General features: G+C 54.9%; 25 protein-coding genes and 2 tRNA genes. 13 read left to right on the top strand and 14 right to left on the bottom strand.

The features are described from left to right. Positions 1-314 precede the first annotated feature (314 nt). The 3 genes from LUQ43_RS00385 to LUQ43_RS00375 all read left to right on the top strand — a co-directional run bounded on the left by LUQ43_RS00385 (position 315) and on the right by LUQ43_RS00375 (position 2581). Positions 315-590 carry an acylphosphatase gene (locus tag LUQ43_RS00385; RefSeq protein WP_299962624.1) on the top strand — a complete coding sequence of 92 codons (276 nt, stop codon included), beginning with the start codon at positions 315-317 and terminating at the stop codon, positions 588-590. A gap of 115 nt (positions 591-705) precedes the next feature. Next, on the top strand, positions 706-1098 hold the full coding sequence (locus LUQ43_RS00380; protein ID WP_299962623.1) for a hypothetical protein: 393 nt from the start codon (positions 706-708) through the stop codon (positions 1096-1098). Between the two features lie 106 nt (positions 1099-1204). After that, the gene (locus tag LUQ43_RS00375; RefSeq protein WP_299962621.1) at positions 1205-2581 is read left to right on the top strand and encodes a YcdB/YcdC domain-containing protein; all 1377 of its coding nucleotides are present in this window, start codon (positions 1205-1207) and stop codon (positions 2579-2581) included. A 26-nt stretch (positions 2582-2607) separates the two neighbouring features. On the opposite strand, the gene LUQ43_RS00370 is transcribed toward LUQ43_RS00375, so the two are convergent. The 4 genes from LUQ43_RS00370 to tsaA form a co-directional block, all read right to left on the bottom strand. Beyond that, positions 2608-3063: a hypothetical protein gene (locus LUQ43_RS00370; protein ID WP_299962620.1), complete on the bottom strand. Its 456-nt coding sequence runs from the start codon at positions 3061-3063 to the stop codon at positions 2608-2610. A gap of 171 nt (positions 3064-3234) precedes the next feature. Beyond that, positions 3235-3543: a hypothetical protein gene (locus LUQ43_RS00365; protein WP_299962618.1), complete on the bottom strand. Its 309-nt coding sequence runs from the start codon at positions 3541-3543 to the stop codon at positions 3235-3237. 3 nt (positions 3544-3546) lie between these two features. Further along, positions 3547-4449 carry an Mrp/NBP35 family ATP-binding protein gene (locus tag LUQ43_RS00360; RefSeq protein WP_299962616.1) on the bottom strand — a complete coding sequence of 301 codons (903 nt, stop codon included), beginning with the start codon at positions 4447-4449 and terminating at the stop codon, positions 3547-3549. Positions 4450-4552: 103 nt separating this feature from the next. Beyond that, on the bottom strand, positions 4553-4984 hold the full coding sequence (gene tsaA, locus LUQ43_RS00355) for a tRNA (N6-threonylcarbamoyladenosine(37)-N6)-methyltransferase TrmO (RefSeq protein ID WP_299962614.1): 432 nt from the start codon (positions 4982-4984) through the stop codon (positions 4553-4555). 89 nt (positions 4985-5073) lie between these two features. On the opposite strand from tsaA, the gene LUQ43_RS00350 reads away from it, so the two are divergent. Then, complete coding sequence (locus tag LUQ43_RS00350; RefSeq protein WP_299962612.1) at positions 5074-5526, top strand: YbhB/YbcL family Raf kinase inhibitor-like protein; 453 nt, start codon at positions 5074-5076, stop codon at positions 5524-5526. Positions 5527-5670: 144 nt separating this feature from the next. Then, positions 5671-6858, top strand: coding sequence for an HD domain-containing protein (locus tag LUQ43_RS00345; RefSeq protein ID WP_299962610.1), 1188 nt, complete (start codon positions 5671-5673; stop codon positions 6856-6858). Positions 6859-6870: 12 nt separating this feature from the next. On the opposite strand, the gene LUQ43_RS00340 is transcribed toward LUQ43_RS00345, so the two are convergent. From LUQ43_RS00340 to LUQ43_RS00330, 3 genes are all read right to left on the bottom strand, one after another. Beyond that, positions 6871-7062, bottom strand: a complete 192-nt coding sequence (locus tag LUQ43_RS00340; protein WP_299962608.1) for a hypothetical protein — start codon at positions 7060-7062, stop codon at positions 6871-6873. 24 nt (positions 7063-7086) lie between these two features. Then, a complete protein-coding gene (locus LUQ43_RS00335; RefSeq protein WP_299962605.1) occupies positions 7087-9210 on the bottom strand; it encodes a protein kinase in 2124 nt (707 codons plus the stop codon). A 91-nt stretch (positions 9211-9301) separates the two neighbouring features. Further along, the gene (locus tag LUQ43_RS00330; RefSeq protein WP_299962603.1) at positions 9302-10087 is read right to left on the bottom strand and encodes an FHA domain-containing protein; all 786 of its coding nucleotides are present in this window, start codon (positions 10085-10087) and stop codon (positions 9302-9304) included. Between the two features lie 254 nt (positions 10088-10341). On the opposite strand from LUQ43_RS00330, the gene LUQ43_RS00325 reads away from it, so the two are divergent. Further along, entirely contained in the window at positions 10342-10572 is a 231-nt protein-coding gene (locus LUQ43_RS00325) for a hypothetical protein (protein ID WP_299962602.1), read from the top strand. A 416-nt stretch (positions 10573-10988) separates the two neighbouring features. Here the strand turns inward: LUQ43_RS00325 and LUQ43_RS00320 are convergent, their stop codons facing one another. Next, positions 10989-11936, bottom strand: a complete 948-nt coding sequence (locus LUQ43_RS00320; protein ID WP_299962599.1) for a hypothetical protein — start codon at positions 11934-11936, stop codon at positions 10989-10991. A 190-nt stretch (positions 11937-12126) separates the two neighbouring features. Between LUQ43_RS00320 and LUQ43_RS00315 the strand changes: the two genes are divergently transcribed. From LUQ43_RS00315 to LUQ43_RS00300, 4 genes are all read left to right on the top strand, one after another. Further along, positions 12127-12197 (top strand) — tRNA-Gly (locus LUQ43_RS00315). Between the two features lie 8 nt (positions 12198-12205). Then, positions 12206-12889, top strand: coding sequence for a DUF5612 domain-containing protein (locus LUQ43_RS00310; protein WP_299962597.1), 684 nt, complete (start codon positions 12206-12208; stop codon positions 12887-12889). Between the two features lies 1 nt (position 12890). Beyond that, on the top strand, positions 12891-13463 hold the full coding sequence (locus tag LUQ43_RS00305; protein WP_299962595.1) for an L-threonylcarbamoyladenylate synthase: 573 nt from the start codon (positions 12891-12893) through the stop codon (positions 13461-13463). A gap of 15 nt (positions 13464-13478) precedes the next feature. Continuing rightward, entirely contained in the window at positions 13479-14402 is a 924-nt protein-coding gene (locus LUQ43_RS00300; RefSeq protein ID WP_299963126.1) for a DNA polymerase subunit beta, read from the top strand. A 33-nt stretch (positions 14403-14435) separates the two neighbouring features. Here the strand turns inward: LUQ43_RS00300 and LUQ43_RS00295 are convergent, their stop codons facing one another. From LUQ43_RS00295 to LUQ43_RS00285, 3 genes are all read right to left on the bottom strand, one after another. Then, positions 14436-17042: an oligosaccharyl transferase, archaeosortase A system-associated gene (locus tag LUQ43_RS00295; protein WP_299962593.1), complete on the bottom strand. Its 2607-nt coding sequence runs from the start codon at positions 17040-17042 to the stop codon at positions 14436-14438. A 128-nt stretch (positions 17043-17170) separates the two neighbouring features. Next, entirely contained in the window at positions 17171-17542 is a 372-nt protein-coding gene (locus LUQ43_RS00290) for a hypothetical protein (RefSeq protein ID WP_299962591.1), read from the bottom strand. 521 nt (positions 17543-18063) lie between these two features. Beyond that, the gene (locus tag LUQ43_RS00285) at positions 18064-18735 is read right to left on the bottom strand and encodes a Dna2/Cas4 domain-containing protein (RefSeq protein ID WP_299962589.1); all 672 of its coding nucleotides are present in this window, start codon (positions 18733-18735) and stop codon (positions 18064-18066) included. Between the two features lie 112 nt (positions 18736-18847). Between LUQ43_RS00285 and LUQ43_RS00280 the strand changes: the two genes are divergently transcribed. The 3 genes from LUQ43_RS00280 (at position 18848) to LUQ43_RS00270 (ending at position 19889) form a co-directional block, all read left to right on the top strand. Then, on the top strand, positions 18848-19141 hold the full coding sequence (locus LUQ43_RS00280; RefSeq protein ID WP_299962587.1) for a DUF3467 domain-containing protein: 294 nt from the start codon (positions 18848-18850) through the stop codon (positions 19139-19141). A gap of 52 nt (positions 19142-19193) precedes the next feature. Continuing rightward, positions 19194-19265 (top strand) — tRNA-Thr (locus LUQ43_RS00275). Between the two features lie 324 nt (positions 19266-19589). Next, positions 19590-19889: a UPF0058 family protein gene (locus tag LUQ43_RS00270; protein ID WP_363318469.1), complete on the top strand. Its 300-nt coding sequence runs from the start codon at positions 19590-19592 to the stop codon at positions 19887-19889. Between the two features lie 154 nt (positions 19890-20043). Here the strand turns inward: LUQ43_RS00270 and LUQ43_RS00265 are convergent, their stop codons facing one another. The 3 genes from LUQ43_RS00265 to thiE all read right to left on the bottom strand — a co-directional run bounded on the left by LUQ43_RS00265 (position 20044) and on the right by thiE (position 22242). Further along, the gene (locus LUQ43_RS00265; protein WP_299962585.1) at positions 20044-21081 is read right to left on the bottom strand and encodes a PAS domain S-box protein; all 1038 of its coding nucleotides are present in this window, start codon (positions 21079-21081) and stop codon (positions 20044-20046) included. Positions 21082-21214: 133 nt separating this feature from the next. Then, positions 21215-21601: a DNA polymerase ligase N-terminal domain-containing protein gene (locus tag LUQ43_RS00260; protein WP_299962583.1), complete on the bottom strand. Its 387-nt coding sequence runs from the start codon at positions 21599-21601 to the stop codon at positions 21215-21217. Next, positions 21598-22242 (bottom strand): thiamine phosphate synthase, encoded by a 645-nt coding sequence (gene thiE, locus LUQ43_RS00255; RefSeq protein ID WP_299962581.1) that lies wholly within the window; start codon positions 22240-22242, stop codon positions 21598-21600. The genes LUQ43_RS00260 and thiE overlap by 4 nt, the downstream gene beginning before the upstream one ends. Positions 22243-22252 lie beyond the last annotated feature (10 nt).

Below are 22252 nucleotides of genomic sequence, written 5' to 3'. Positions count from 1 at the left end.
TCGCAATTCCGGCCGGATATATCCGGCAATCACCGGAAGAACCGGAACGGTTTTCATGAGAACGCGGACATGGATTCCCCTTCGGGAAGATCGCTATTCTGACCTCGCCCACGGACAGTCCAACTGGTCGGTAGTCAGCGAACACCCCGGGCAGGTTATCTTCAGAAGATCCTGGTCCGACAGGGGATTTCACAAAAAGAAGAGCCCGGCATAGTATCCTGCCGGCACCACAACAACCGGCAGGAAACCGGATTCCGGAAGGGCGGGAATAATTTGCCAAAGTATATGATACCGCATTTCCACAAAAGTACCGCATGGAACGGATCACGGCCATTGTCCGGGGACGGGTGCAGGGTGTGGGATACCGGCACTTTGTTGAAACATGTGCCCATGCCACTGGTGTGCACGGGTACGTGAAGAACCTGCAGGACGGGTCCGTGGAGATGGTTGCTGAAAGTTCCCCGGCGTCCCTTGCAGATTTTGTCCGGCTCGCCCATGCCCGTGACGATGAGGTGATCCAGGTGGAGCATATTGCCGTCACCCCGGGACAGGCAACCGGGGAATACCATGGTTTCCGGGTAGAATGGTAATCGTGCGGGATAAAAAAAGGCTCTATTACGACCAGTCTGCATGTCATTATATTTCCACACGGTTTTTGACCACAAACCTGTTTACCCCCTATCCCAAAACTTCTAAGGGTATTATATGTCAATTACCAACGTGAAATCGGGGATTGCTGTAAGACTTTTTTTTGTTCTGCTGCTGGCATGCCTGATTGCAGTTCCTGCGGTTCCTGCCGCAGGCCCGGGCAATGCATCACTGATGACCCTGTCGGAAACAGATCTCAATATCACGTACAACGGCTCTGTTGGTGATCTGGTGGACAACGGGTACCGGGCTGAACCAACACCCATCACGATCTTCCGGGCTGAACTGAACCAGAGCACGCTGCCCGGTCCGCGTGACATGGGATACGGACCAAGCGTTATCGGGCTCTCCATCGACCCGCGGGTGCTGGCCGTGATCTTCGCTGTCATACTGATAGGCCTTGTGCTCTGGTTTGTCTGCTTCCGTGAAAAGGGCGGAAAGAATGAGTGAGATGCCATAACGGCAAGATTCCTTTTTTCGCCGTGCATACGAGTGACCGGTCCCCCGGCTTTTTTACCTGATGCAGGACAATGATAGTACATCAGGTGAGCCGGGAGTGAATGGAGACGACGAATTCAACGAACCGTACCTCCCCGCACGGTACCGTCAGAAAGTGCGGGAGAAACAACAGCGGAGACGACAAAAGAAGATCCTCATTGCCGGCATTATCATTGCCGTTGTCATTGCAGTTATCTGGATCCTTGCCGGATTTTTCCAAACGGTATCCCTGGCACCAGCGGTTACATCCCCGGTTCCCGCAACAACGCCGGTGCCCGCAGTTACGACCACTCCCGTCCCTGTCGAACAAAGCACTCCTGTTCCAGCAGCAGTACCCGCAATAACAACGGCTTCTGTTATCACAACGCCGGTTCCTGATGAGACCGCTTCCTCTGCAACAGGATATATCATCGCTCCCGGGGTACCGGTCGATTCCACCGGAAGTGCTCTCTCCCTTTCGGGCGCAGTCGATGTACTCAGAAATTATTATTCCGAAGAGGACTATACGATCACAAAAGTGAATTATACCACAACTTCCGTCGGCAGCCTCTTCGGGTTTACCATTACATCCACAACCGGGGGATCTGAATCCACAATCTTCATCGATGCCGCAACCGGGAAACCCTATGCTTTCGGGCAGGAAACCACCACCATCTCTGAAGATAAGGTAAAAGGAATCGCCACCTCCGCATTTCCTGACGCGGGTGCCAGTACCATCAGGACCTGGTATTACAACAGTCCCGACAAGGGAGGAATCTGGATGTTCATCCTTGCCTCCGGCAATACCACACTTATCACCGGCAGCCTTGATGCCACAACAGGCGAACTGGTCTCGTTCAGGAAGAAGATTCCCTCTTCCGGCCGCAGGGAAGAACCAACAACAACCCTGGAAAAAGCACAGGCAACCGCCAGCCATTATATCAGCGAGAAGAATGGGGGAACTCTCCCGCTCAACCTGACCTCATCCCGCTATGAAGCATGGGGGACACCATCGGCTCCCTCCGCTGGCCAGTATCTCTTTTCCTGGGAGCGCCTCTACCTCGATCACCCAGTTGACACCGATGGGATATCTGTTACAGTAGACGCGGAGTCCGGCGAGGTAATCGGGTATGACAAACAATGGTCAACGCCGGATTTCGCGTTCTCCCGGTCCGTGGACCAGACAATAATCCAGCGGGATGCAACATTTGCCGTGATGCAGGAGGCAAAGAAGCGGTATCCCGACTCCGTCGAGAGTATCCGGGTCCTGTCAGCAGAACTGCGCTGGAACAACAACCATGATCCTGCCACCAGCCAGCTGTCGGGCACCGTCCCGCTGGAATGGAAGATCGTGTTCGACGATGCAGTAATCCGGGCGGATTCTTCGCTCCCGATCGGGACTGGATGGGTCGATATCCAGATGGGGAACGTAACGGAAATGCATTACCGTCACTAAAAAATGGGTGTTGGAAAAAAGGGGAATTAACACCGGTCGCAGACGAACTCAATCAGGAGATCGGTCTTGCGCATATCGCCACGGATCTGCTTCTTCCCGCCGCGGAAGAACCAGTGGTGGCATTTTGCACAGTATTTCGGCCGGATCCGGTCCAAGACTCTCATCGGGATCTCAAGGACAAAGGTGGTCCGGTCCCATTCTTCAGGCGGCTTCTCTGAGTTCTGTCCGTACGCAGCCACAAGGTCCATGATCTGGTGCGGGGGCACGCCGAGGTCAACGAACTTCTTGAACACGAAGTAGTTGAAGATCAGCCAAGAGAGATCGGAGCGGTCGAGGATTCCCTCATACTCCCCAAACGACTCCTCGAAGTCCTCGAGCGTGCAGCCGCACAAGGGGCATTTGCCGCCGACGAGTTCATCGAGGAAGACCTCTTCCTGGCACCCCGGACAGGTGGTGTGCGGGGACTGCATGCGTGATGTCATTATTTCTCCATATATGGTGTCTGGGTATTGGGTATTCGTGCGATGCCCGGGATGGGGCTTGTGCAGATTTTTGATTACTTAGTATTTACCGGGTCTGCACATAAGGGTATCACCAGTGCATGTTTACTCCGATAAAAACATAGTGGTCGGGGAAAAAGGGATGAAAAAATATCAGTCCGCAGAGGGCTCGGCCGGCTCCATGACCAGTGAGCCGTACACCACTTTTTCCAGCACCTGCGCCACGTACTTGATCTGCATGGCCTGTTCCAGATCCTCATTGCGATGGATATCGGCATAGAGCTGGAGTCGCATCAAGGAGAACCGGAACCGGTCGAGTGTTTCGTCATCGAGCTGCATGGCCTCCCGGTAGATCGGTTCCAGCAGGTCGGGAAATGCACGCGGATTCTCAAGGGCGGCAACAATTGCCGTGTAGATCGGGAGGGGGGTTTCCTTACCGGAGAGAATCCGCAGGTAGTCCATTGCTTATCCCTCAACGACTTTGATGAGCGATTCCATGACCGCGTCCACGCTCTTCCACGTGGGGCTGTCGGCACGGCGGATGATGAACGGGCGGCCCTCGTCACCGGCCTTGCGCATCTCGATGTCGAGCGGGATGGACCCGAGGAAGGGAACCTTCAGCTCCTCTGCGATCTTCTTTCCTCCACCCTTGCCGAAGAGATCGATCTCTTCTCCGCAGTGGGGGCAGATCATGCCGCTCATGTTCTCAACAATGCCGATAACGGGCAGGCTGAGCTTTTCTATGAACTTCGCGGACTTCATGGCATCCAGGGTTGCGACATCCTGGGGTGTGGTGACGATCACGGCACCGCGGACATTGGGGGCAAGCTGGGCAATCGTCAGCGCTTCGTCACCGGTGCCCGGGGGGAGGTCAACGACAAGGTAGTCAAGCGATCCCCAGTTAACCTCGGAGAGGAACTGCTGGATTGCTGCCATCTTCATGGGGCCGCGCCAGATGATCGGCGTGCTCGTGTCGGGAAGCAGGAAGGCCATTGAGATGACTGAGAGCATGCCGGTGACATGGACGGGCTCGATCTTGTCGTCCATCATCGCGAGCTTGTGCTGTTCGATCCCGAGCATCTTGGGAATGTTGGGACCGTGCATATCGAGGTCGAGGAGACCGACCCTCTTGCCGTGGTTGGAAAGGGCGTACGCAAGGTTGACTGAGACCGTGGACTTGCCTACGCCGCCCTTGCCGGAGAGAACAAGGATCACGTGCTTGACATCCATGTCTGCCTTGGGGGGAAGGCCTTTGGCACCGCCTTTTGCCGATGCGCAGGTGCTTGCGGTCGGGCAGCTCCCGCACTCGTTCTTGCACTCTTCATCTGCCGGTTTCTCCGGGGTCTTCGGGATATTTTTCTTCACCATGAAATGACTCCTGTAATCAGTATGTAATCGTATCCATTATGCGCACAAGACAATAAAGATGGTGAGTTTGTGACAGGGCGCGTATCATGATGAGGACAGCCCGTCATTCCTTTATACAGTCAGTACCGGAAGAATACGGTTTGAGGTCGAGCAGGGGTGTACTGTCCAGCGCATCGAGTCCCCGGACCACGAGTCGTGAACCATCCCGCCTGATAAGGTCTGCAACGGCAAACCCGATCGGGTTTGGCCGGTCAGGAGAACGGGTGGCAAAAACCCCATGCTCTGTCCCGGAGCCGGGCGGGGTGGCTTTCAGGGTCATCCGGGATGACCGGTCAAGCCAGTACAGCACAATCAGGTGGGGGTGATGCTCGATGTCCTGCAATCCATCTGCATATTCGAAAAAGATCTCGATCACCGATTCCCGGTCCGAGAGCCGGCCCTGGCGGGGGGCGTCTTCGCGTTTGAGATACGGGGAATGGATCACGCCAATGGGCTTCAGATCCAGGGAATTGCCGGACTCGTGCATCATATCCATGCACTGATGCATCGTGCTTCCGGTATTAAATGCGTGCCGAAATCCACGCCACAAAAACATTCAAACCAGTCACGCACCCAGTCCCTTGTATGGAACCCCTAATAATCTCTCTCGACTTCCTCGAGTTCCCCCCGGCTCATACCTGCGATGGCGAAAACATCTCGCCACGAATCCGGCTGAAGGGCCTTGCCGCGAAGTCGGTAGCGGTGATGGTCTTCAACCCGTTTGAAAAGTCCTGCTGTTCTTTTACCCCGTGGATATGCTGGAACCTCCCTCCGATCCCGGTCATCCCGCCCGGCATCCCCAAAAAAGGTACGGTCATGGAACCGGTGCCCGCGATCCAGGGAATCACAGATTACGGTACGACCGGGTATACCGGACCCTGCCCACCGCCCGGTGCGATGATCCGGTACCAGTTCCGGGTGTACGGACTGGATGCCATGCTCGGGCTTCCGGCCGGCGCAGACAAGCATGCCCTCATTGCAGCGATGAAAGGACATGTTCTCCAGTATGGCGAGACGGTCGCGATCTGCTCCCGGTAACCGGTGGAATTCCTGAAAACCAGAGGAGGCCGCAATGCACACGGCCCAATATGGCAAGACATACAACCCCTGAGGCCGGCAGCCCCCGCAGGGTGATCCGTTCATTCGTCATGCTTAACATCTTCGGGCTCCAACCGACCTTCCATGAAGAAACCGGCGGGAAACCCGGATCCTGGCGCAGGACTTTCGTCCGCTATCCGCGCAATGACCGGAAAGCGCGAGGCGCTCTTGTCACCCCTCGCCACCACCAGCGCCGATGCCGTGCGGCGTCTTGACCGGGTCCCGGAAGATATCCGGACGCCCTACTCCCGCGATGCCGACCGGATCATCCACACCCGGGCATACACGCGTTACATCGACAAGACCCAGGTATTCTACCTTGTCGAGAACGATCATATCACCCACCGTGTCATTCATGTCCAGCTGGTCTCGAAGATCGCCCGGACAATCGGGCGCTGTCTCCGGCTCAACGAGGATCTGATCGAGGCAATCGCCCTTGGGCACGATATCGGCCATATCCCTTACGGCCACTTCGGTGAGACCTGCCTTTCCACCCTCTGCGAACAGCACGGGATCGGCACGTTCTCCCACAATGTCCAGAGCGTGCGGTTCCTTGACCAGATCGAGGACTGCGACCTGACCATGCAGGTACTGGACGGTATTCTCTGCCACAATGGGGAGGGGGATGATGTCCGGATTGCTCCTGAACCGCTCGCGGGCTGGACTGTGTTTGACAAGAAAGTCCAGGACAATGCCGACGGCAGGCGTTCCCATTCACCCATGACCCTCGAAGGGTGCGTGGTCAAGTTCGCCGACACCATCGCCTATATCGGCAGGGATCTGCAGGATGCCCGGGACGTGGGGCTCATCAGCGATACCACACAGATCCCGGTAAAATCCCGGGAGGTTCTCGGGAGCACGAACCGGGAGATCATCAATACCCTTATCTACGACCTGCTGGAGAACAGCGATACCGAAGATGACGGGTTCATCTCGTACAGTCCCACGGTCGAAGACGCACTGATCTGCCTGCGCACCTTTTCGCGGCAGAATATCTATAATAATCCGAAACTGACCTCGGAGCGCGGGAAGATCGAACAGATGTATGCCACCCTCTTCTCCTCCTACCTCGCAGCCCTTGAAAAAGAGGATACGACATCAAAGATCTATACAGACTTCATCAGAACCGGATGGACCAACCAGCGTTACCTGGACACTGCAACCCCGGAGGAACAGGTCCGGGACTTTATTGCCGGTATGACCGATCGCTATTTTGCAAAACAGTACGAGGAGTGCGTCATCCCCCGTCGGGTTGAGGGAAAATTCAGATGAATCCAGACGGGGCTAATCGCATTTTGACTTTGGCCCGGTCCAGCCGGTGAACCCGCAGTAGATACAGCCGACACCCTCGCAATGTTTGCAGAGGGTCTTCGGAGCCGTTACAAGCACCGTCCCGGTCTTGTTGCAATACGTGCAACCGATACCCTCACAGTGCTGGCAGGTCGCGGGTTCAAACGTCTTGGCAGGTTCAGTCATTTCACACACCATTCTTTAAAAAAATCAGTCCTCATCCTCATCAAGATATCCCTGCAGGGCATCGATAAGTTCGGTGGCTGACTGGTAGCGCTGCGCCGGATCCTTCTCCATGCATTTCATGATGATCTTCTCCACAGCTTCCGCATCCGGGTTGTACTCCGAGGGTGCAACCGGCTGCTCCCGTAGGATCGCATTGCCCACCTCGACGATGCTCTCGCCGCCGAACGGAATTGATCCGGTCACAAGTTCGTAGAAGACCACCCCGAGCTGGTAGATATCCGTCCGTTCGTCCGTCCTCCCGAACTCCGAGGGAGAGACCTGTTCCGGTGCCGCATATGAAAGAGAGAATCCTGCTACGCTCGACTTTTTCACATCGGCAGCAAGCACCTTGCTCATCCCCCAGTCCGTGATCTTCGGCACGAGATCCTTTGTCAGCAGGATGTTGTGGGGTTTTATATCCCGGTGGATGAACCCATGCTCATGGGCATACCGGAGACCTTCTGCAACCCCGGATATAAGACGGACGGCTTTCCAGACCGGCATGGGTTTTTCAAGGGCTTCGAGGGAGCTTGGGACAAACTCCATCTCCACGTAGGGAACCGGCAGGATATTGACCGCACAGACCTCGACGATATTGGGGTGGCGCAGCGTCTCCCACGCGGCGATCTCATTGAGGAAACACTTTCCGGTAACCTCGTCAAAACTGATCGGGATCTTGACCGCAACAAACATACCGTCGGTCTTGCGGTACGCGGAGAAGACCCACGCGATACCTCCCCGGCCAATGAAGTTGATCTCGCGGTACTTGTTCTCCAGTTCGCGGGGGAAATAGTTCTTCTGGTCGGTCGCTGATGGCATGGGGCTGGCCATCGTCGCTTCTGCGGATCCCCGTGAGGTTCCGCCGGATGGCATCGTGACGAGTGCCCAGGTCCGTTCAACCGCAGTCTTCAGGACAAGAGCCGCTTTGGAGACCGCAGGTACCGGTGAGGGGATCGCCAGCCCGTCCTTATCCCGCGAGAGGAAGAGCCAGCCGCCAATACCCGCAAGCGCAACACCGATAACGATCAGTGCAACACCGGTCAGGGGAATATCCTGCCAGAACCGTGAAATCGGGGCAGCGCTGCCGGGAGGCTCGGAGGCCGGCCCCAGGGGGGAGGTGGAAACGAGCTGGGGCGTCCTGGTCGGGAACGGACTTAACGAATCCGCGGGTTTTTCCGTGGATGATGCAACCGGCACCTGCGAACCGGCCGGGCTTACGGTCTCCACGGAACTGACTGCACTGATCCCGGAGTAGTACTCCAGCGGGTCCATCAGGGGAAAGGCATCGCTCGTGAAGGGGTTGGTGCCGTCAGCGATCTTTCCGCTGTCGATGCCGGTCACGTACGCCGAATCCCCGATACCATCGCCATTTTTATCCTTTCCGCGGTAATCGTTCCAGTAATTACCCATCCGGTTCTGTCCCGTTTTCCCGAGATAGGTGTAAGCGTACGTGAGCGCCGTGCTCCAGGTGGTACTCGGGCTTTTTGAGACTACGTTCTGCGTGTTGGAGAACTGGTTGCGCGAGATTATGTTGGAGCGCGAGGTTTCATCCAGCGTGATCCCAATCGCATTATCCTTGACGGTGTTTTCGTCGATCTGGTTACCGCTGGCTGATTCAAGGCTGATACCGACCCGGTTGTTGCCTGTAATCACGTTGTTGAGAACAGTATTCTTATCCGAGGACACAATCGTGATCCCTTCAGCATTGTTCCGGATGGTATTATGCCGGAGGGAATTACTGCCCGAGGTGAGCTTTACGCCGCTCCCTGATACGCTGTTCTGGATGGTAAAGCCCTGGATCGAGCATCCGTCCGCCAGGATCTCGACGACATTCCCGGCCTTTGAGGGCGCTATGACCGGTGCACCGCTGCCGGTATCAACACCGATCAGGGTCAGTTTCTTATCAAGTCGGAGATTTTCCGTATAGGTCCCGCTCTCCACCCGGATCGTATCGCCACCGATTGACCAGTCAATGGCATCCTTGATACTGCTGAATTCTGCACCGGTCGGCGCGACCGTATGGTCACCTGCCGCTACGGGCAGGCAGATGAGGAGACAGGCGAGTGCGATAATGGCAAGTACGCGTATACTGCGGTACTGCGGGTTCATGATATGTCCTTTGGATAAATTCGTATGATCCGGTAATGAGTTTGGATGATTAATAGGCATATGTTCGTCTTCACCAAACGATCAGTCTGCCTCATGTGTTCCCGGGAAGGATAACGAGCAGTTTCACACCGGATATTCCTTTTGCGAGTTCAATCAGGTCGCCATCATGCAGGGGAGCCGGGGTATTCTTCTCCAGTTTGTGATTGTTCAGCTGGGTACCGCCGGTACTCCCGGAATCCTCGATATACCAGATTCCCTTATCAAGGGTGAATTTCCCGTGAGGGCGGGAGACCCGGGTCACCGCAGTATACCCGTCAGAAAGCACGAGGTCGCCCTCCACCCGGAAGGATCCGGGATTCTCCGGATCATTCCTGCCAATTGCCACCGTGTCATGCTTGAGCAGGAAGACCTTGCCGTCATCCGGGCCGCCAAGCGCAATCGCAGCAGGGATATTGCCCAGCACTTCTTTGGAGAGCGTACCTTTCACTTCATCAAGTCTGCGCGAGATCTCGCTGCCAAGAACCTGCACCCGGGTATTGGAAAAGAGCCCGAGATTCCGGATGATCGCTTCGAGTCCCCCGGGGACAAGAGAATATTCCCATACCGGATGAATACCCTTGGAGGTGGGAGCGCCAAGCCCGGCCTCTTTCTTGATGACACCGATACTCAGGAGCCGGTCGAGATGTTTTTTTGTATTCTCGTAACTGGTCTCGATCTCCTTTGAGATCGCACGGGCATCACGCGGTTTCTTCTCCAGGAACTTCAGTATCCGGAGCCGTGCGCTGCTCGAAAGGACATCGAGATACTCCGATAGTTCCTCCAGGGAATCGGATTCATCGTGAACAATGATTGTAGGAGATTTATCAGCAGGATCCATAGCGCTCCACCACGGGATATATACAGAATATATTGGTTACTGGAAGATAAGGGCATGACGGTTTATATTTTCTCCTTATACATTCACGCATAAATACACCCGCCAGGTTTGCCTGTTGAACTCCGGGGTTACACACATCAACCAGGGCAATTCTCCTTATTTAAGAACTGTTGCGGGTATAGTATGATACAAGGTGATACACCAGACAGATTCGGCGTGTCACCCGACCCATCAATATGAGGAGAAAACGCACTATGAACAGCGGTATCGTGATGATTGGATTTGCACTTGTCCTGCTCTCGGTCGGACTGATGGTAACCCCGTCCGCCGCGAACGTCGCGGACATACCCTGCAGCACCATCTGCGGGTGCACAGACATCTTTCAGGATACCAGCACACCAGGGGGAGTAGCCGGTATAGGACTACATGCTGAAGAGACCGCCACTCCCGTCCGTGCTGCAACCAGTCAGATCGCTCAACCATGACACGTGTTGCCGGACTTCATGCGAATTCCTCCCTCATGCCACGCACCGATGATGAACACCCGGATAACCACGTATATTCCGGATTCGCCGCACACGGATCGGGAATATGCCCTTATATGCAAGAACACGCCCCATATCACCGTCAGACCTGTCGGTGAATCTTCATACTTAGTCTCCAGAGACCCGGAGGCTGCCATGCCCCCGGGATCATACATCATTCCCTATCTCTTTTTTTCCCGGCAGCGCATCCGTTTACGTTTCACGTTTGGACATCTCATAAATCCCGCACCGACCTTTGGCACGGCGCGATCTGCATGAGGATATGTACGTAGGTCACGCAGTCAGGAAAAGCGCGAGCAGGCTAATGAACGGAACTGTGCATCACCAGGCACCGAAAAAGGATTCTTATTTGATTCCTAGTTCTTTCTCTTCAGGAACAGTCCGCAGCAGAGACCGGTGATACCGAGTGCTGCAACCGCCGTCATACCCGATAGTGGCGATTCCGGCGTGGCTGCCGGGAGAACTGCTGTTGTTACCTCTACGGTGGTTTTGGCAGTGGGCTTGGCAGTGGGCCTCGTTGTTGCCGCTGCAGTCGTGCTGACGGTAACAGCCGTTGTCACCGTATCCACTGCAGGGATAGTGAGACGGACGTTATCAATGGTTCCCGTGGCATACCGGTTTGTCATGCTGTAGTCCCCGATAGATCCCATGTAAATACGTTTCATTCCATGGAGATCCTCAGCGGAGGTTATATAATACCCCCAGATCTCGCCGCCACTGGTCTTCTCGTTGACCTTCATGCTTACCACACGCTGGGCCTTGTTATAATCAACGGTAATATGATATGTCTTGTTGAGTTCGTACTTCACGGTCGAACCATCATATGCCGAAGTGCCGCTGGACACGGTATCTCCTTTCTGGCTGTTGACTTCAGTCATCTTGTTCCCGGGAGTGACCAGGTGAAGCCACATGATCTGCCCGAACTTGGCATTGGTAAATTCCGTCAGCACATTCGGCCCCATCTCGGGATTCATTGCATCTCCGGAAAACCCGAGACGGAAGGTGGTTCCTTCGTCAACATGGTTGAGGACCAGATCGTATTCTAACGTGAACGCTTCACCATCATAATTGTCCACCGGTGTATAGGCATAACACCCGGTAGCCGGTTCAATCGAAAAATGATACATCTGGAGGCCGGGATCCCAGTAAAAATAACTGCCACAATTCGTCACCCATTTGGGATCGCTTGAGAACGAATTCTGGTATAATGCTTTGCCCGATGTTACCGCGGTGACCGTGGGACAGACCACTACCAGCAGGAGGGCTGTAATAACGAGAGAGAACGTGAGGGTTCGCAATTTCATGAGATAACTTCCTGGATTTTATTGAAGGGGATTTCCCGGACAGGATCTGTACAGGGAATATGCCATATATTAAAGTTTATTATCGTATACTTACTTTGTCCCCGATTCTTAATGATATCGAAACAATCGGGTGAACCGGGATATATTTATGTTAAACTCGCGTAATATTTGAGAGCAGCAACGCATGCGTGCGATAATAGTCTAGCGGTAGGACAGGAGCTTCCCAAGCTTCTAACCCGGGTTCGATCCCCGGTTATCGCATCAGTTCTATGGAGTCTGAACCTGAACACCTGGCAATCCGGATTATCGCCGAGAACCGCAGGGGAGTCCTGCGGGACATAGCAACGGTGGTTGCCAACCATGACGCTAACATTGTCATGATCAACCAGGAGGTCTTTGATTCCGGCCCGTACTGCGGTATGGCCGAACTCTATTTTGAGTATGACTGCGCAGATGCGAGCGATCACGACAGCCTTGTCAAGGATCTCAATGACATTCCTTCCGTAAAGGAAGTGAAGGCCTACCAGCCGTTCGGCAACATATTCGGGTCGCGTGTGATCATCATCGGGGGCGGGGCACAGGTTGCGCAGGTTGCTCTCGGCGCGGTGAACGAGGCGGACCGGCACAATATCCGTGGCGAACGGATCTCCGTTGATACGATCCCGCTTGTCGGCGAGCGTTCGCTGGCCCTTGCAGTGGATGCGGTTGCCCGGCTGCCCCGGGCATCCATTCTCGTGCTGGCCGGTTCGATCATGGGCGGCGACATATCGAAAGCAGTGGACCGCGTGAGGGATGCAGGGATCCCGGTCATTGCCCTCAACATGGCAGGCACGGTCCCCCAGCATGCCGATCTCGTGGTCACCGACCCGATCCAGGCCGGGGTCTTTGCCGTCATGCATGTCAGCAGCAAGGCGGTCTTCGATATCAACCGCGTCCGCGGGCGGGAATTCTGACATGGATATCATCGAAAAGGCTGTCTCGGTACTGATGCACGATGGCACGGTCGTCTACCCGACCGAGACCGTCTATGGCCTTGGTGCGGATGCATTCTCAGATGAGGCGATCGCGAAAGTCTACGAGGCAAAGAGCCGCCCGCTCTCCATGCCCATCTCCATTGCGGTATCCGATATGGATATGCTCAACGCGGTTGCCCGGACCGAGACCTGGATGCAGAAATTCTTAGACACATTCCTTCCCGGGCCGGTGACGGTTATTCTCCCTGCCCGGAAGTGCGTTCCGGCAATCCTTACCGGGGGTACCGGAATGATTGGCATCCGGATGCCATCCCATCCGCTCGCAATCAGACTCATCACCCGGTTCGATGCTCCCATAACGGCAACAAGTGCCAACCTCCATGGATCAAAGGATCCGCAGACACCGGAGGAGTGCACGGTTCCGCGCGAACTGATCATTGACGGTGGACGGCTGTCCGGCATCCCGAGCACGGTGGTTGACCTGCAGGGAAAGCAGATCATCCGGAGCGGCGCCGATATTGACCGGATCGCACGGTTCCTGCTCACCCTCTGAGGTTCCCTTACCATGATGCCCCCTCTTCGCCTGCGTGATTTCATTGAGGATAACGATGGCTGGCTCTATGCCGTCTCCACATATGACAATGACGACAGGATTGGCTGCGTGCTCCGGTACGTGCCCGACGAGAACGGGACACGGGCCAATGCATCCGGCCAACGCTTTACCAAGTACGATTTCGAGGAGGCATATGCCCATATTGCCCGGTACAAGCCGCAGTATGCCGGCCTTCTCCACCGCATCCCGAAAGAAGACGTGAAACGGGTGCTGAAACCGGATCTTGAGATCGGCCATATCGCCGCTACCCACCCGCGAGTGGAAAAACTGGTGAACCTCTTTTCTCTCCCGGACGGGGCCGTGGGCTGTACCGGTTCGCTTCTCTGTGGGCTGGAGAACGGGGGTTCTGACATCGACATGGTGGTGTACGGGAAGCACTGGTTTACCGCACAGGCACTTGTCCGGCAGAGCATCCATGACGGGAAGATCGAGGGGCTCTCGGACGCAATGTGGCGGAAGGTGTACGAGAAGCGCAAACCGGAAATCTCGTATGACTCCTTTGTACTCCACGAGCAGCGGAAGTGGAACCGGGGGCAGATCGAGGGAACGTACTTCGATATCCTGTACACGCGGTCCTATGAAGGGATCCGGAGCGCACCATCCGGCAGGGGCACGGTGCTCGGAAAACAGACAATCGAGGCGAAGGTGACGAATGCCTCGCTCGCGTTCGACAACCCCGCTGTATACGAAGTGGAACACGAGGAGGTATGCCGGGTGCTCTCCTTCACCCATACCTACAGCGGGCAGGCACTTGCAGGAGAGAACATCGAAGCCTGCGGGGTGCTGGAACAGCATGGCAGCGAGCAGTGGCTGATCGTCGGGACTACCCGCGAAGCCCGCGGAGAATACATCATCTCAAAGACATTGCTCGGGCAGTAACCCTGCAGGAAAACCAAAAAAAGAGAGAACAGATCAGGTTATATACAGGCCGCCCGTCACGGCGGATTCAGGAACAGTATATGTCTTCCCTGTCCCTTCGATGGTGTATACACCATTCGTTTTCACGTCCCCGGAATTGCCACTTGTCGCATACGGGACAACAAATTCCCCGTTGATGCTCTCCTGCCGGTAGGTGAAGGTGCGGCCGGTATTGGTTACCACCGGCACGCTGATGATCCCCTCTCCCCGGATGTGCGCCCCGGGGACATATTCGAAGACCTTGACAAACCTGACATCAACAGACTCCGAGTCATAGACATTTGTCGGCGATTCGTGGATCAGCCGGTAATGACGCAGCGCGGGAACCGTGTCTGCCGGTTTCAGGATGTTGTAGCTGTACAATCCTGCACGGTACCCGACAGCACCGCTGGTATTGAACTGGGTTAGCATCCGTTCTGCTTCAGTCGCGTTCAGCAGCCCGCCACTGACAATCACCGGTTGTGACAGGCCGGTTACCGATGGATCGGCATATTCGATGTAATAAGCGGCTGATGCATTGGTCATAGAACCGTCGAACGTATGCAGCCGCGATATCATCGTGTGGTAATATGCCGGCTGAACGAATCCGGTGGGATCCAACTGCGAGGTATTCTCCTGATTCGGCATGAGGAATACCTGGATAAAGGGAGAAAGGCCTGCAGTGCTGTTGTGCCAGGTGGCCATAGCGTGAAATTTCCCATTGATGACATCGTCCATCATGATGTCCGTGATCACGTACCGGGTGCCGTCATTATCAAGGATCCGGTTCGCTTCCTCTTCCGAAGTTGCCACAAAATAGGTGGCCGAACCATTGGGGCCGGCAACTCCCTGCTGGAACGGGTTGGCATTCGGGATGCGTTTTGCTATGAACGAGATCATGTGGCCATAATCCCACCACGACATGACCCCATATGCTGAATTGGGAGACTGGTAGGTCTTCTGGTCATAGATCGCCAGGTAATCTACTCCGGTCTCTGGCGTGTTGTTCCCCAGCCATTCGAGGGATTCCTTCCAGTCAGAATTCATGTTGGTCCCGGCAGCCGAAACCATGGTATAGGCAAGGGTAGCCGAGGTATACACAAAGAGCAGGGCAACCAGAGAGACAATGAGCAGGAGGGCCAGCCGTAGGTAATCCGGGCTATGGGAGAGATCCACTGGTTTCTTTCCTTGTTTACCCGGCTTCTTCTTGAGCGAATCCTCCTTTGCCGGTTCCGCGGATCCGGGGTTATGCGAGGTTTCTGAGATACGGGAGGCAATTCGGGAAAGGTCGTGCCCGGATACCTCCACGACAAACGTTACACAAATTGCAGAGAGGAGCGCGATGTTAATGGCAAGATAGTACTCGTACCGGATATGCTGGCATGTTGACAGGAGGATAACCAGCGACCAGACAAGGGAAAAGATATGATGGGGGTGTTCGTTCCGGATATTGCGGTAGAGAATGACCAGTACTCCGCCAGCGAACAGAAGGAGTCCATAGTTGAAGGAGCCCCACGCATGATCGTATGACCATCCCATGGCCTCCAGCACGGTGTTGGTTACTGCGTACTGTCCGAAGAACGAGAAGAGGCTCGAAATGAAGAGCCCGTAGAGCGCCGGGATAAAAATGTAGAGGAGGGAGGTAGAAAGAATCGCACACCCGGCCAAGATACCGGGATAAGTATAACGCGGTTTTTCCCGGAGGAATCGGGCAAGGTACCAGAGCAGGCAGGTCCCGGCTATGAGCCCCAGGTACGCGATGATATGGCCGATGGAATACGTGGACAGGTCAATGCCTGGGCTTTTCAAACCAAACAAAAGGAGACCGGGGATCGCTATGCCGAAGGTGACGCCGTTGATGAGGACGAGGTAGTCGCTGGACCGGCGCCGGTAAAAATCGATAATGAACTGGATAAGCGTAAAGAGGGCAACGATCATCGCAAACAGGATCATTGTCGGCATGACAAACAGGCCGAGGAGGTAGGCAATGCCAGAAAAAACAGAGACTATGAGAAGATTCCGGTAACTGCTGCGATCGCTCAGATCAACCGGGCTGTTCTTTCCCACGACGAGGGCATAACCGTACGTAAGGCAGAAAATAGTGGAAAAGAGCACTTCTGCAATATGGTGATCGATGTACCCGTAATACGATACCGTGAAAAACTGGCCGAATACGACCGCGGTAAACCCGGAAGCAAGGAGCCCGGTCTTCCAGTTGCCAAAGACCCTGCCGGCATAATACATTGCAACCACCGTGGCAGCGGCCAGGAGCGGCGGGACGAGGAGTGCAACAGAGATGATCTCAGGACGGGTGGTGGCTCCTGCGAGAAGACAGCAGATCGCAATAATGGTGGGCATGACCGGGCCCCAGTAGATCGTGCTCCCGCCGGGGTAGAGGGTCATCGGGTCAAACCAGGCATAGCCGGGGAACTGTGAGAGCATCACCTCGACCTGGCGGAGGTTATAGAGCGGATCATCCATCGCCACCATACTGAGGATGTCGGTCTGTTGTCCCATCATGAGCATGGGAATAATACGAATCCAGAAGGCATAGAGTGCAAACAGCCCGACAAGAACCGCTATGAGGTACTTCTGATAATCCTTAAAATCGATCTGAACCATGACGCCACCACGAATTGATCTGAAAATTTACTCCGTTTTGTAAACAGACAGTACGTACATTTATCCGCAGTATCACATAAAGCCGCTGAATATACCCGGGCTTACGAAGTCCGATAATTAAACATGGATCAGGTTGTTGCACCAGCGTGATCCGGATACGGGACATGTGCGTGATCATACGCGTGTTCCGGCCCATACCAGACCTCCACCTGGTCCGCGTACTGGTCCGGGAACACTCCGCTTCCCGGGACAAACCGGAATTTTTTCAGGATGTGCTGCATCACGGGGCGGGGCATCACAACCCTGACATCGTAGCCTTCAATGAGCCATTGCCGGATCAGGGCCTGGGTATTGCCCTCGTTCTTGTGCCGGGATATGATGTAATGGAGGATGAGACGGTTGCCGGCCTCCCTCTCCAGCCAGCCTGAGAAGAGATCTTCAGAAAATCCCAGTGCATTGCCTTCGGGCGTTCCGGTCTCGATACGTGTTGCTGCCATCATGGGTCACTTCCTTTTGATTGGATATCATGACGGTTGCGGATGGAGGGATAAAAGGGAGGAGATTGGGCGGGGTGAAAGTGATAATCTCACCCATCCCTGCGTACGTATACGGGGGAGAGGGGGGGTCGCACGGGTACAAAAGGGGTTCCGGGAGCTCAATGAACCCTGAAAAAAGATCCCTGATCTCGGGATCAACTCCTCATTGTTCTGACGGGACATGGACATTACGGGAACAAAATGTCCCGCAAGGGATCACAGCCTGCAAAATATATTGTACCCATGCGACCCCCCCACCCTCTTTTGCATTTTATCACAATTTTCCCTGTTTTTACGACGTGAAACAGGGCAACTGGGTTTTTTTCGGTTGGGGGGGTCGCATGGGTACAAAAAATTCCGGGATACGGATTCCCGCATGCAGGAAAGATGGATCTGCCCGAACGTGCTCTTTATCGCGTACTAACCCGGAGAGCGGGATCAGATCAGGAAAAAACGAGGGGGGATCATCGCGCTGGCAACTCCGATCAGAGCAGCTCGGAGAGCCTCCTGCCGACACTGCTCTCGCATTTCTCCCGGTACTTGCACCGGTGGCAGGGCGCATTGAGGGGGTGCTGGGGCATTGCTCCATCACGGATCTCACGGAGTCTGTGCAGTGCGGCAATTACCTGCCTGCGGTCTCGGGGCTGAACCTCGTGATACCGCGAAACCCCATCCGGGATATACTCCACTGTCCCGCCGGTCACCTCCCTGCCGGTCATCTCCTCCAGGCAGAACACGATAGCTGCAATCCTGATCCTGTCGGCCACATAGGTCCCAAACGGCATCGCACCCGATGCCCGGACAAGGGAAAATGCACCATCAGCATCGACGCGATCGATCATGCCCGCCATGCCATATTTGTCCGATGCGACCCGCACATCCGTCTGGGCTGCAGGCTTCCACGAGGTCTTGTTGCATGCGGTGATACAGATACCCAGGAACTCCTTGTGCGCGGGGTCAACCAACGGGTGGACTGCGGTAATCTCATCCCAGATCGCTTCAGCATCAAGCGGTTTCCCGAGATGGTAGGAGAGCTGCTTGCAGACTGTATACCGGTGGGACTCGGTGACGGGTTCGTTCTTCTCATAGAAAAAGCGGACCGGGCAGGCATGCACCCGTACCAGCTCAGAGATTGTCACATATTTCACAGGCGTCACCAGGGTGCTCCTCAGGAAAAGGTGGGAGATCAAGCAGATTAAAGGTATTGAATTGCGGTCATAATCCTGAACCCTGAAACCTATTCATACCAGCAGGGAGTACCTGTTCAATATGTCATCACAGGAAATCTCGGTCAATATCCCCCCCACCCTTGACCCCGTATACAGCAACATGATCCAGATCGCCTACAAGGATGATGAGTTCACCTTCATGTTCCTCCACCAGCTCCCGCAGGTGAACCAGGCGCGGGCCAAGGCTATCGTCTCTATCACCCCGTCGCACGCAAAGAACCTTCTCGGAGTACTGACCAAGACCGTTGCGGACTACGAGGCCAAGTTCGGGACGATCGCACCCAAGGAGAACCAGGATAAAGGGAATGTAACTGCGCTCAGCGGGTACTCGTAAGCCCGCAGCCACATATTTTATAACTGCATAAGCCGATATTGTGAGGTATTACGCCGCCGTGGCTTAGCGGTATAGCGGCTGATTCGTAATCAGCAGGTCGAGGGTTCAAGTCCCTCCGGCGGCTTAAGCAGGTAACGTTCAATTCATTTTTGAAAAAATCTGTTTTAAGGAAAACCAAGTTTGCGTTCATTGAACTCTGGACTTCACGTCACTCCGACGGCATAAGTACCATAAAACAATTCTCACCACCCGGGTAATACTCTTAAACGTGGATTCTCTGCCGTTCTCATTTCCCGGAGCCCGGAGTCTAGATCGTTTCTTTTCCCCCTGCCGGGTGGCAGGATCCTTCCGGAAGCGCATCCAATCATCTCCAATGGTGAGCCGGAACTGCGGTCCCGCGTGCCGCATTGTTCCTCTAATAAAGTTCACCAGTAAGATTTAGGGTACCATAAAGGAAGGATCAGTCTGGGAAGGTGATACTCTGCAAAAAGAAGAACTGTTACATCTGCACATGCTGATGATCCACATCAAGAAGTACTATGAGTGCGCCACCGGCGAAGAGATCAGAACAGAACGCTACAATTCCCTGGAAATTTCCCCGGTCCATATCCACAAGGACAAGAACGCCCATAAGGTGGCGGTCCTCACACTGGGGGATGAGATCGTTACCCATATCCGCCACCGGTCCATGCCTGTCGTGAACTATGCATCGGTGACCGTATCCCAGAAAGTTGCAGCCGGACATTAATCTTTTTTAGATACGGTGTCAGCGGGTTGGAAGTGACACGCCGGGATTATATGGGGAAGGGTAACACTATGGCATCGCATCCACGGCAAGATTCTCTGCAATTACTGTGTGGGTAAATGCTGGAATGAGATATTCCACCATCCAGAGAAAGGAATTACGAGTTCACTCGCTCAGAGGTGTCGCGTATGGTGCTCATCACCGCGGGCATACCGAAATATTCCGTGAGCCGGCTGCTGATCTCAACGGGCAGGGTACCTCCCTCCTTCTTCTTTAACTCGCTCTCGAACAGGAGGTGCCCCCGGGCAGTGAACTCCTTTACCTGATCCGAAGGGAACATCCGATCCGGGGAGACGGCGAGATCGAACAGCGTCATGTTCATGAGTTCCTTCTTGGTATAGCCAAGATACCGGCTCGCAATGACATTGGACTCATAGATCTTCCCGTCAATATCGTGGAGGATGATGGCGTCGCTTGCACCGTCAAAGAGCGTCCGGTAACGGAGTTCGGACTCGATGAGTTCGTCCTTCATGCGCTTGCCTTCAGTGATGTCCATGATCGAGCAGACAATCAGACCCTCTTTCGTAAGAGCCGCTGTAGCATGTACCCAGATCACGGTGCGATCCTTCTTCCGCAGGGCGATCTCCATCCCGGTAATCTTCTCATCCAGCCGGAGCTTCTTTACAAAACTGATCTCATGCTGGATGTCAAACCAGAGTTCAGCGAAGTCCTGGCTTGCAAGTTCCCCGGGAGCATACCCGAGAATTTCTTCACCCTGGCGGTTGATGGTCTGGATCCGCCGGGTCTCAAGATCGAACGTGATAAACCCGGCCTGCGAGGTCTCAAAGATCTCGCGGTATTTGCGCTCCTGGGAAGCCTGGCCGGAGAATGCCGAGAGAATGATGCCAAGCGAGACGAAGATGTAGAAAAAGGCCATGCTCGATGCATACAGCTGGATACTGGCCGGACCGTACAGGTACACAAGCCCGAGGAATATCCACCCGAGGATTACCGTGAAATAAACCGCATACCGGGGAGAAACGTACGCAACCAGGAGGATGGGCAGGATATAGAAATACGGGAAGATGTCATAGTAATTGTTTTTCAGGGAATAGATAGAGACAAGAACAATCCCGACGGTGAGCAGTCCCGTGATCGAAAGCCAGAGCGTATTTTGTGGTGAAATGGTTCTCATGTCGCGATCAGACCTGCACAATGTACCAGGTTGAACATGGTTTTAGGTCTTTCTTATAAGTTGTTATTACCATCTGGAAGAATTCCACCCCATGCACCCTGATCAGGCACCAGTCTGTTGCCGGATGCAGGGATCAGTCATCTGACCGAAATACCAGCCATTCCTTTTCTCCGGCCTTTTTGAACCGGATGAGGTGATACGTGCCGATGAACTGTGTACCGGTGAGTCGCACCTCGATACTATCCTCTTTCCAGGCAACCGGTTCGTAGGTGCCGGTATCGACAATCTTCACCTCCCCTGCACCATATTCCCCTTCGGGGATCGTCCCTTCAAAGCTGATATAGTCAGGACGGTGATCCTCCACCGCAATTGCGAGCCTTCGTTCGCCTGCTTTTTTGGGAAGTCCTTTCGGTACTGCCCAGCTTGCGAGCACTCCGTCATGTTCAAGTCGGAAGTCGAAGTGATGGTGTTTGGAAAAGTGTTCGTGCACTACGAAGCGTGGTTTTCCCTCCGGGCTCATGAACGATCTCCCCGGGCAGATTTCCGGACTGCCACGATCCCTGCAAGGCGCCGGGCTGCTGCCGCGATATCCGGCTGCGAGACTACCGCCGAGATCACGGATATGCCATCTGCCCCTGCATCGATCACCTGCCCGGCATTCCCTGGCCCGATCCCGCCAATGGCGATGACAGGAATGCGGACAGCGAAGCGGATCTTCGTCACAAGGGCAAGGCCCTGGCCTGGCCCGGCATTGCTCTTGGAACCCGTTGAGAAGACCGGGCTGACCGCGACATAATCTGCCCCGGCATGTTCGGCCTCCACGGCCTCCTCCAGGGTGCCTGTCGAGACACCGATAACAAATCCCGGCGGCGCAAGCTGGCGGGCCGTGTCGCACCGCAGGTCGCCCTGCCCGAGATGCACGCCATCAGCCCCACAGGCAAGCGCAACATCCAGCCGGTCGTTCACGATGAATGTGATCCCCGCTCTCCGGGTAATGGAACAGATCTCTTTTCCTGTCCGGACAAGTTCTCGGGAGGAGAGAGTCTTGTCCCGGAGCTGGATCGCCGTTGCGCCCCCGTCCACTGCCCGCCGTGCGATAACGGAATGGGGGAGACCTCCCGAGAGCACCTCATCCGTGACAATGTACAGGCTCAGGTCCATAGGAGTGGCG

This window comes from Methanoregula sp., assembly GCF_028679125.1.
Classification (GTDB): domain Archaea; phylum Halobacteriota; class Methanomicrobia; order Methanomicrobiales; family Methanospirillaceae; genus Methanoregula.
The sequence above is the reverse complement of the archived record's forward strand: the minus strand, read 5'-3'. Positions and strand labels throughout refer to the sequence as shown.

Coding starts and splice junctions, on each gene's coding strand:
- LUQ43_RS00385 (WP_299962624.1), top strand. CDS start 315: ATGGAACGGATCACGGCCATTGTCCGGGGACGGGTGCAGGGTGTGGGA.
- LUQ43_RS00380 (WP_299962623.1), top strand. CDS start 706: ATGTCAATTACCAACGTGAAATCGGGGATTGCTGTAAGACTTTTTTTT.
- LUQ43_RS00370 (WP_299962620.1), bottom strand. CDS start 3,063: ATGACATCACGCATGCAGTCCCCGCACACCACCTGTCCGGGGTGCCAG.
- LUQ43_RS00365 (WP_299962618.1), bottom strand. CDS start 3,543: ATGGACTACCTGCGGATTCTCTCCGGTAAGGAAACCCCCCTCCCGATC.
- LUQ43_RS00360 (WP_299962616.1), bottom strand. CDS start 4,449: ATGGTGAAGAAAAATATCCCGAAGACCCCGGAGAAACCGGCAGATGAA.
- tsaA (WP_299962614.1), bottom strand. CDS start 4,984: ATGGATATGATGCACGAGTCCGGCAATTCCCTGGATCTGAAGCCCATT.
- LUQ43_RS00350 (WP_299962612.1), top strand. CDS start 5,074: ATGGAACCCCTAATAATCTCTCTCGACTTCCTCGAGTTCCCCCCGGCT.
- LUQ43_RS00345 (WP_299962610.1), top strand. CDS start 5,671: ATGAAGAAACCGGCGGGAAACCCGGATCCTGGCGCAGGACTTTCGTCC.
- LUQ43_RS00340 (WP_299962608.1), bottom strand. CDS start 7,062: ATGACTGAACCTGCCAAGACGTTTGAACCCGCGACCTGCCAGCACTGT.
- LUQ43_RS00335 (WP_299962605.1), bottom strand. CDS start 9,210: ATGAACCCGCAGTACCGCAGTATACGCGTACTTGCCATTATCGCACTC.
- LUQ43_RS00330 (WP_299962603.1), bottom strand. CDS start 10,087: ATGGATCCTGCTGATAAATCTCCTACAATCATTGTTCACGATGAATCC.
- LUQ43_RS00325 (WP_299962602.1), top strand. CDS start 10,342: ATGAACAGCGGTATCGTGATGATTGGATTTGCACTTGTCCTGCTCTCG.
- LUQ43_RS00320 (WP_299962599.1), bottom strand. CDS start 11,936: ATGAAATTGCGAACCCTCACGTTCTCTCTCGTTATTACAGCCCTCCTG.
- LUQ43_RS00310 (WP_299962597.1), top strand. CDS start 12,206: ATGGAGTCTGAACCTGAACACCTGGCAATCCGGATTATCGCCGAGAAC.
- LUQ43_RS00305 (WP_299962595.1), top strand. CDS start 12,891: ATGGATATCATCGAAAAGGCTGTCTCGGTACTGATGCACGATGGCACG.
- LUQ43_RS00300 (WP_299963126.1), top strand. CDS start 13,479: ATGCCCCCTCTTCGCCTGCGTGATTTCATTGAGGATAACGATGGCTGG.
- LUQ43_RS00295 (WP_299962593.1), bottom strand. CDS start 17,042: ATGGTTCAGATCGATTTTAAGGATTATCAGAAGTACCTCATAGCGGTT.
- LUQ43_RS00290 (WP_299962591.1), bottom strand. CDS start 17,542: ATGATGGCAGCAACACGTATCGAGACCGGAACGCCCGAAGGCAATGCA.
- LUQ43_RS00280 (WP_299962587.1), top strand. CDS start 18,848: ATGTCATCACAGGAAATCTCGGTCAATATCCCCCCCACCCTTGACCCC.
- LUQ43_RS00265 (WP_299962585.1), bottom strand. CDS start 21,081: ATGAGAACCATTTCACCACAAAATACGCTCTGGCTTTCGATCACGGGA.
- LUQ43_RS00260 (WP_299962583.1), bottom strand. CDS start 21,601: ATGAGCCCGGAGGGAAAACCACGCTTCGTAGTGCACGAACACTTTTCC.
- thiE (WP_299962581.1), bottom strand. CDS start 22,242: ATGGACCTGAGCCTGTACATTGTCACGGATGAGGTGCTCTCGGGAGGT.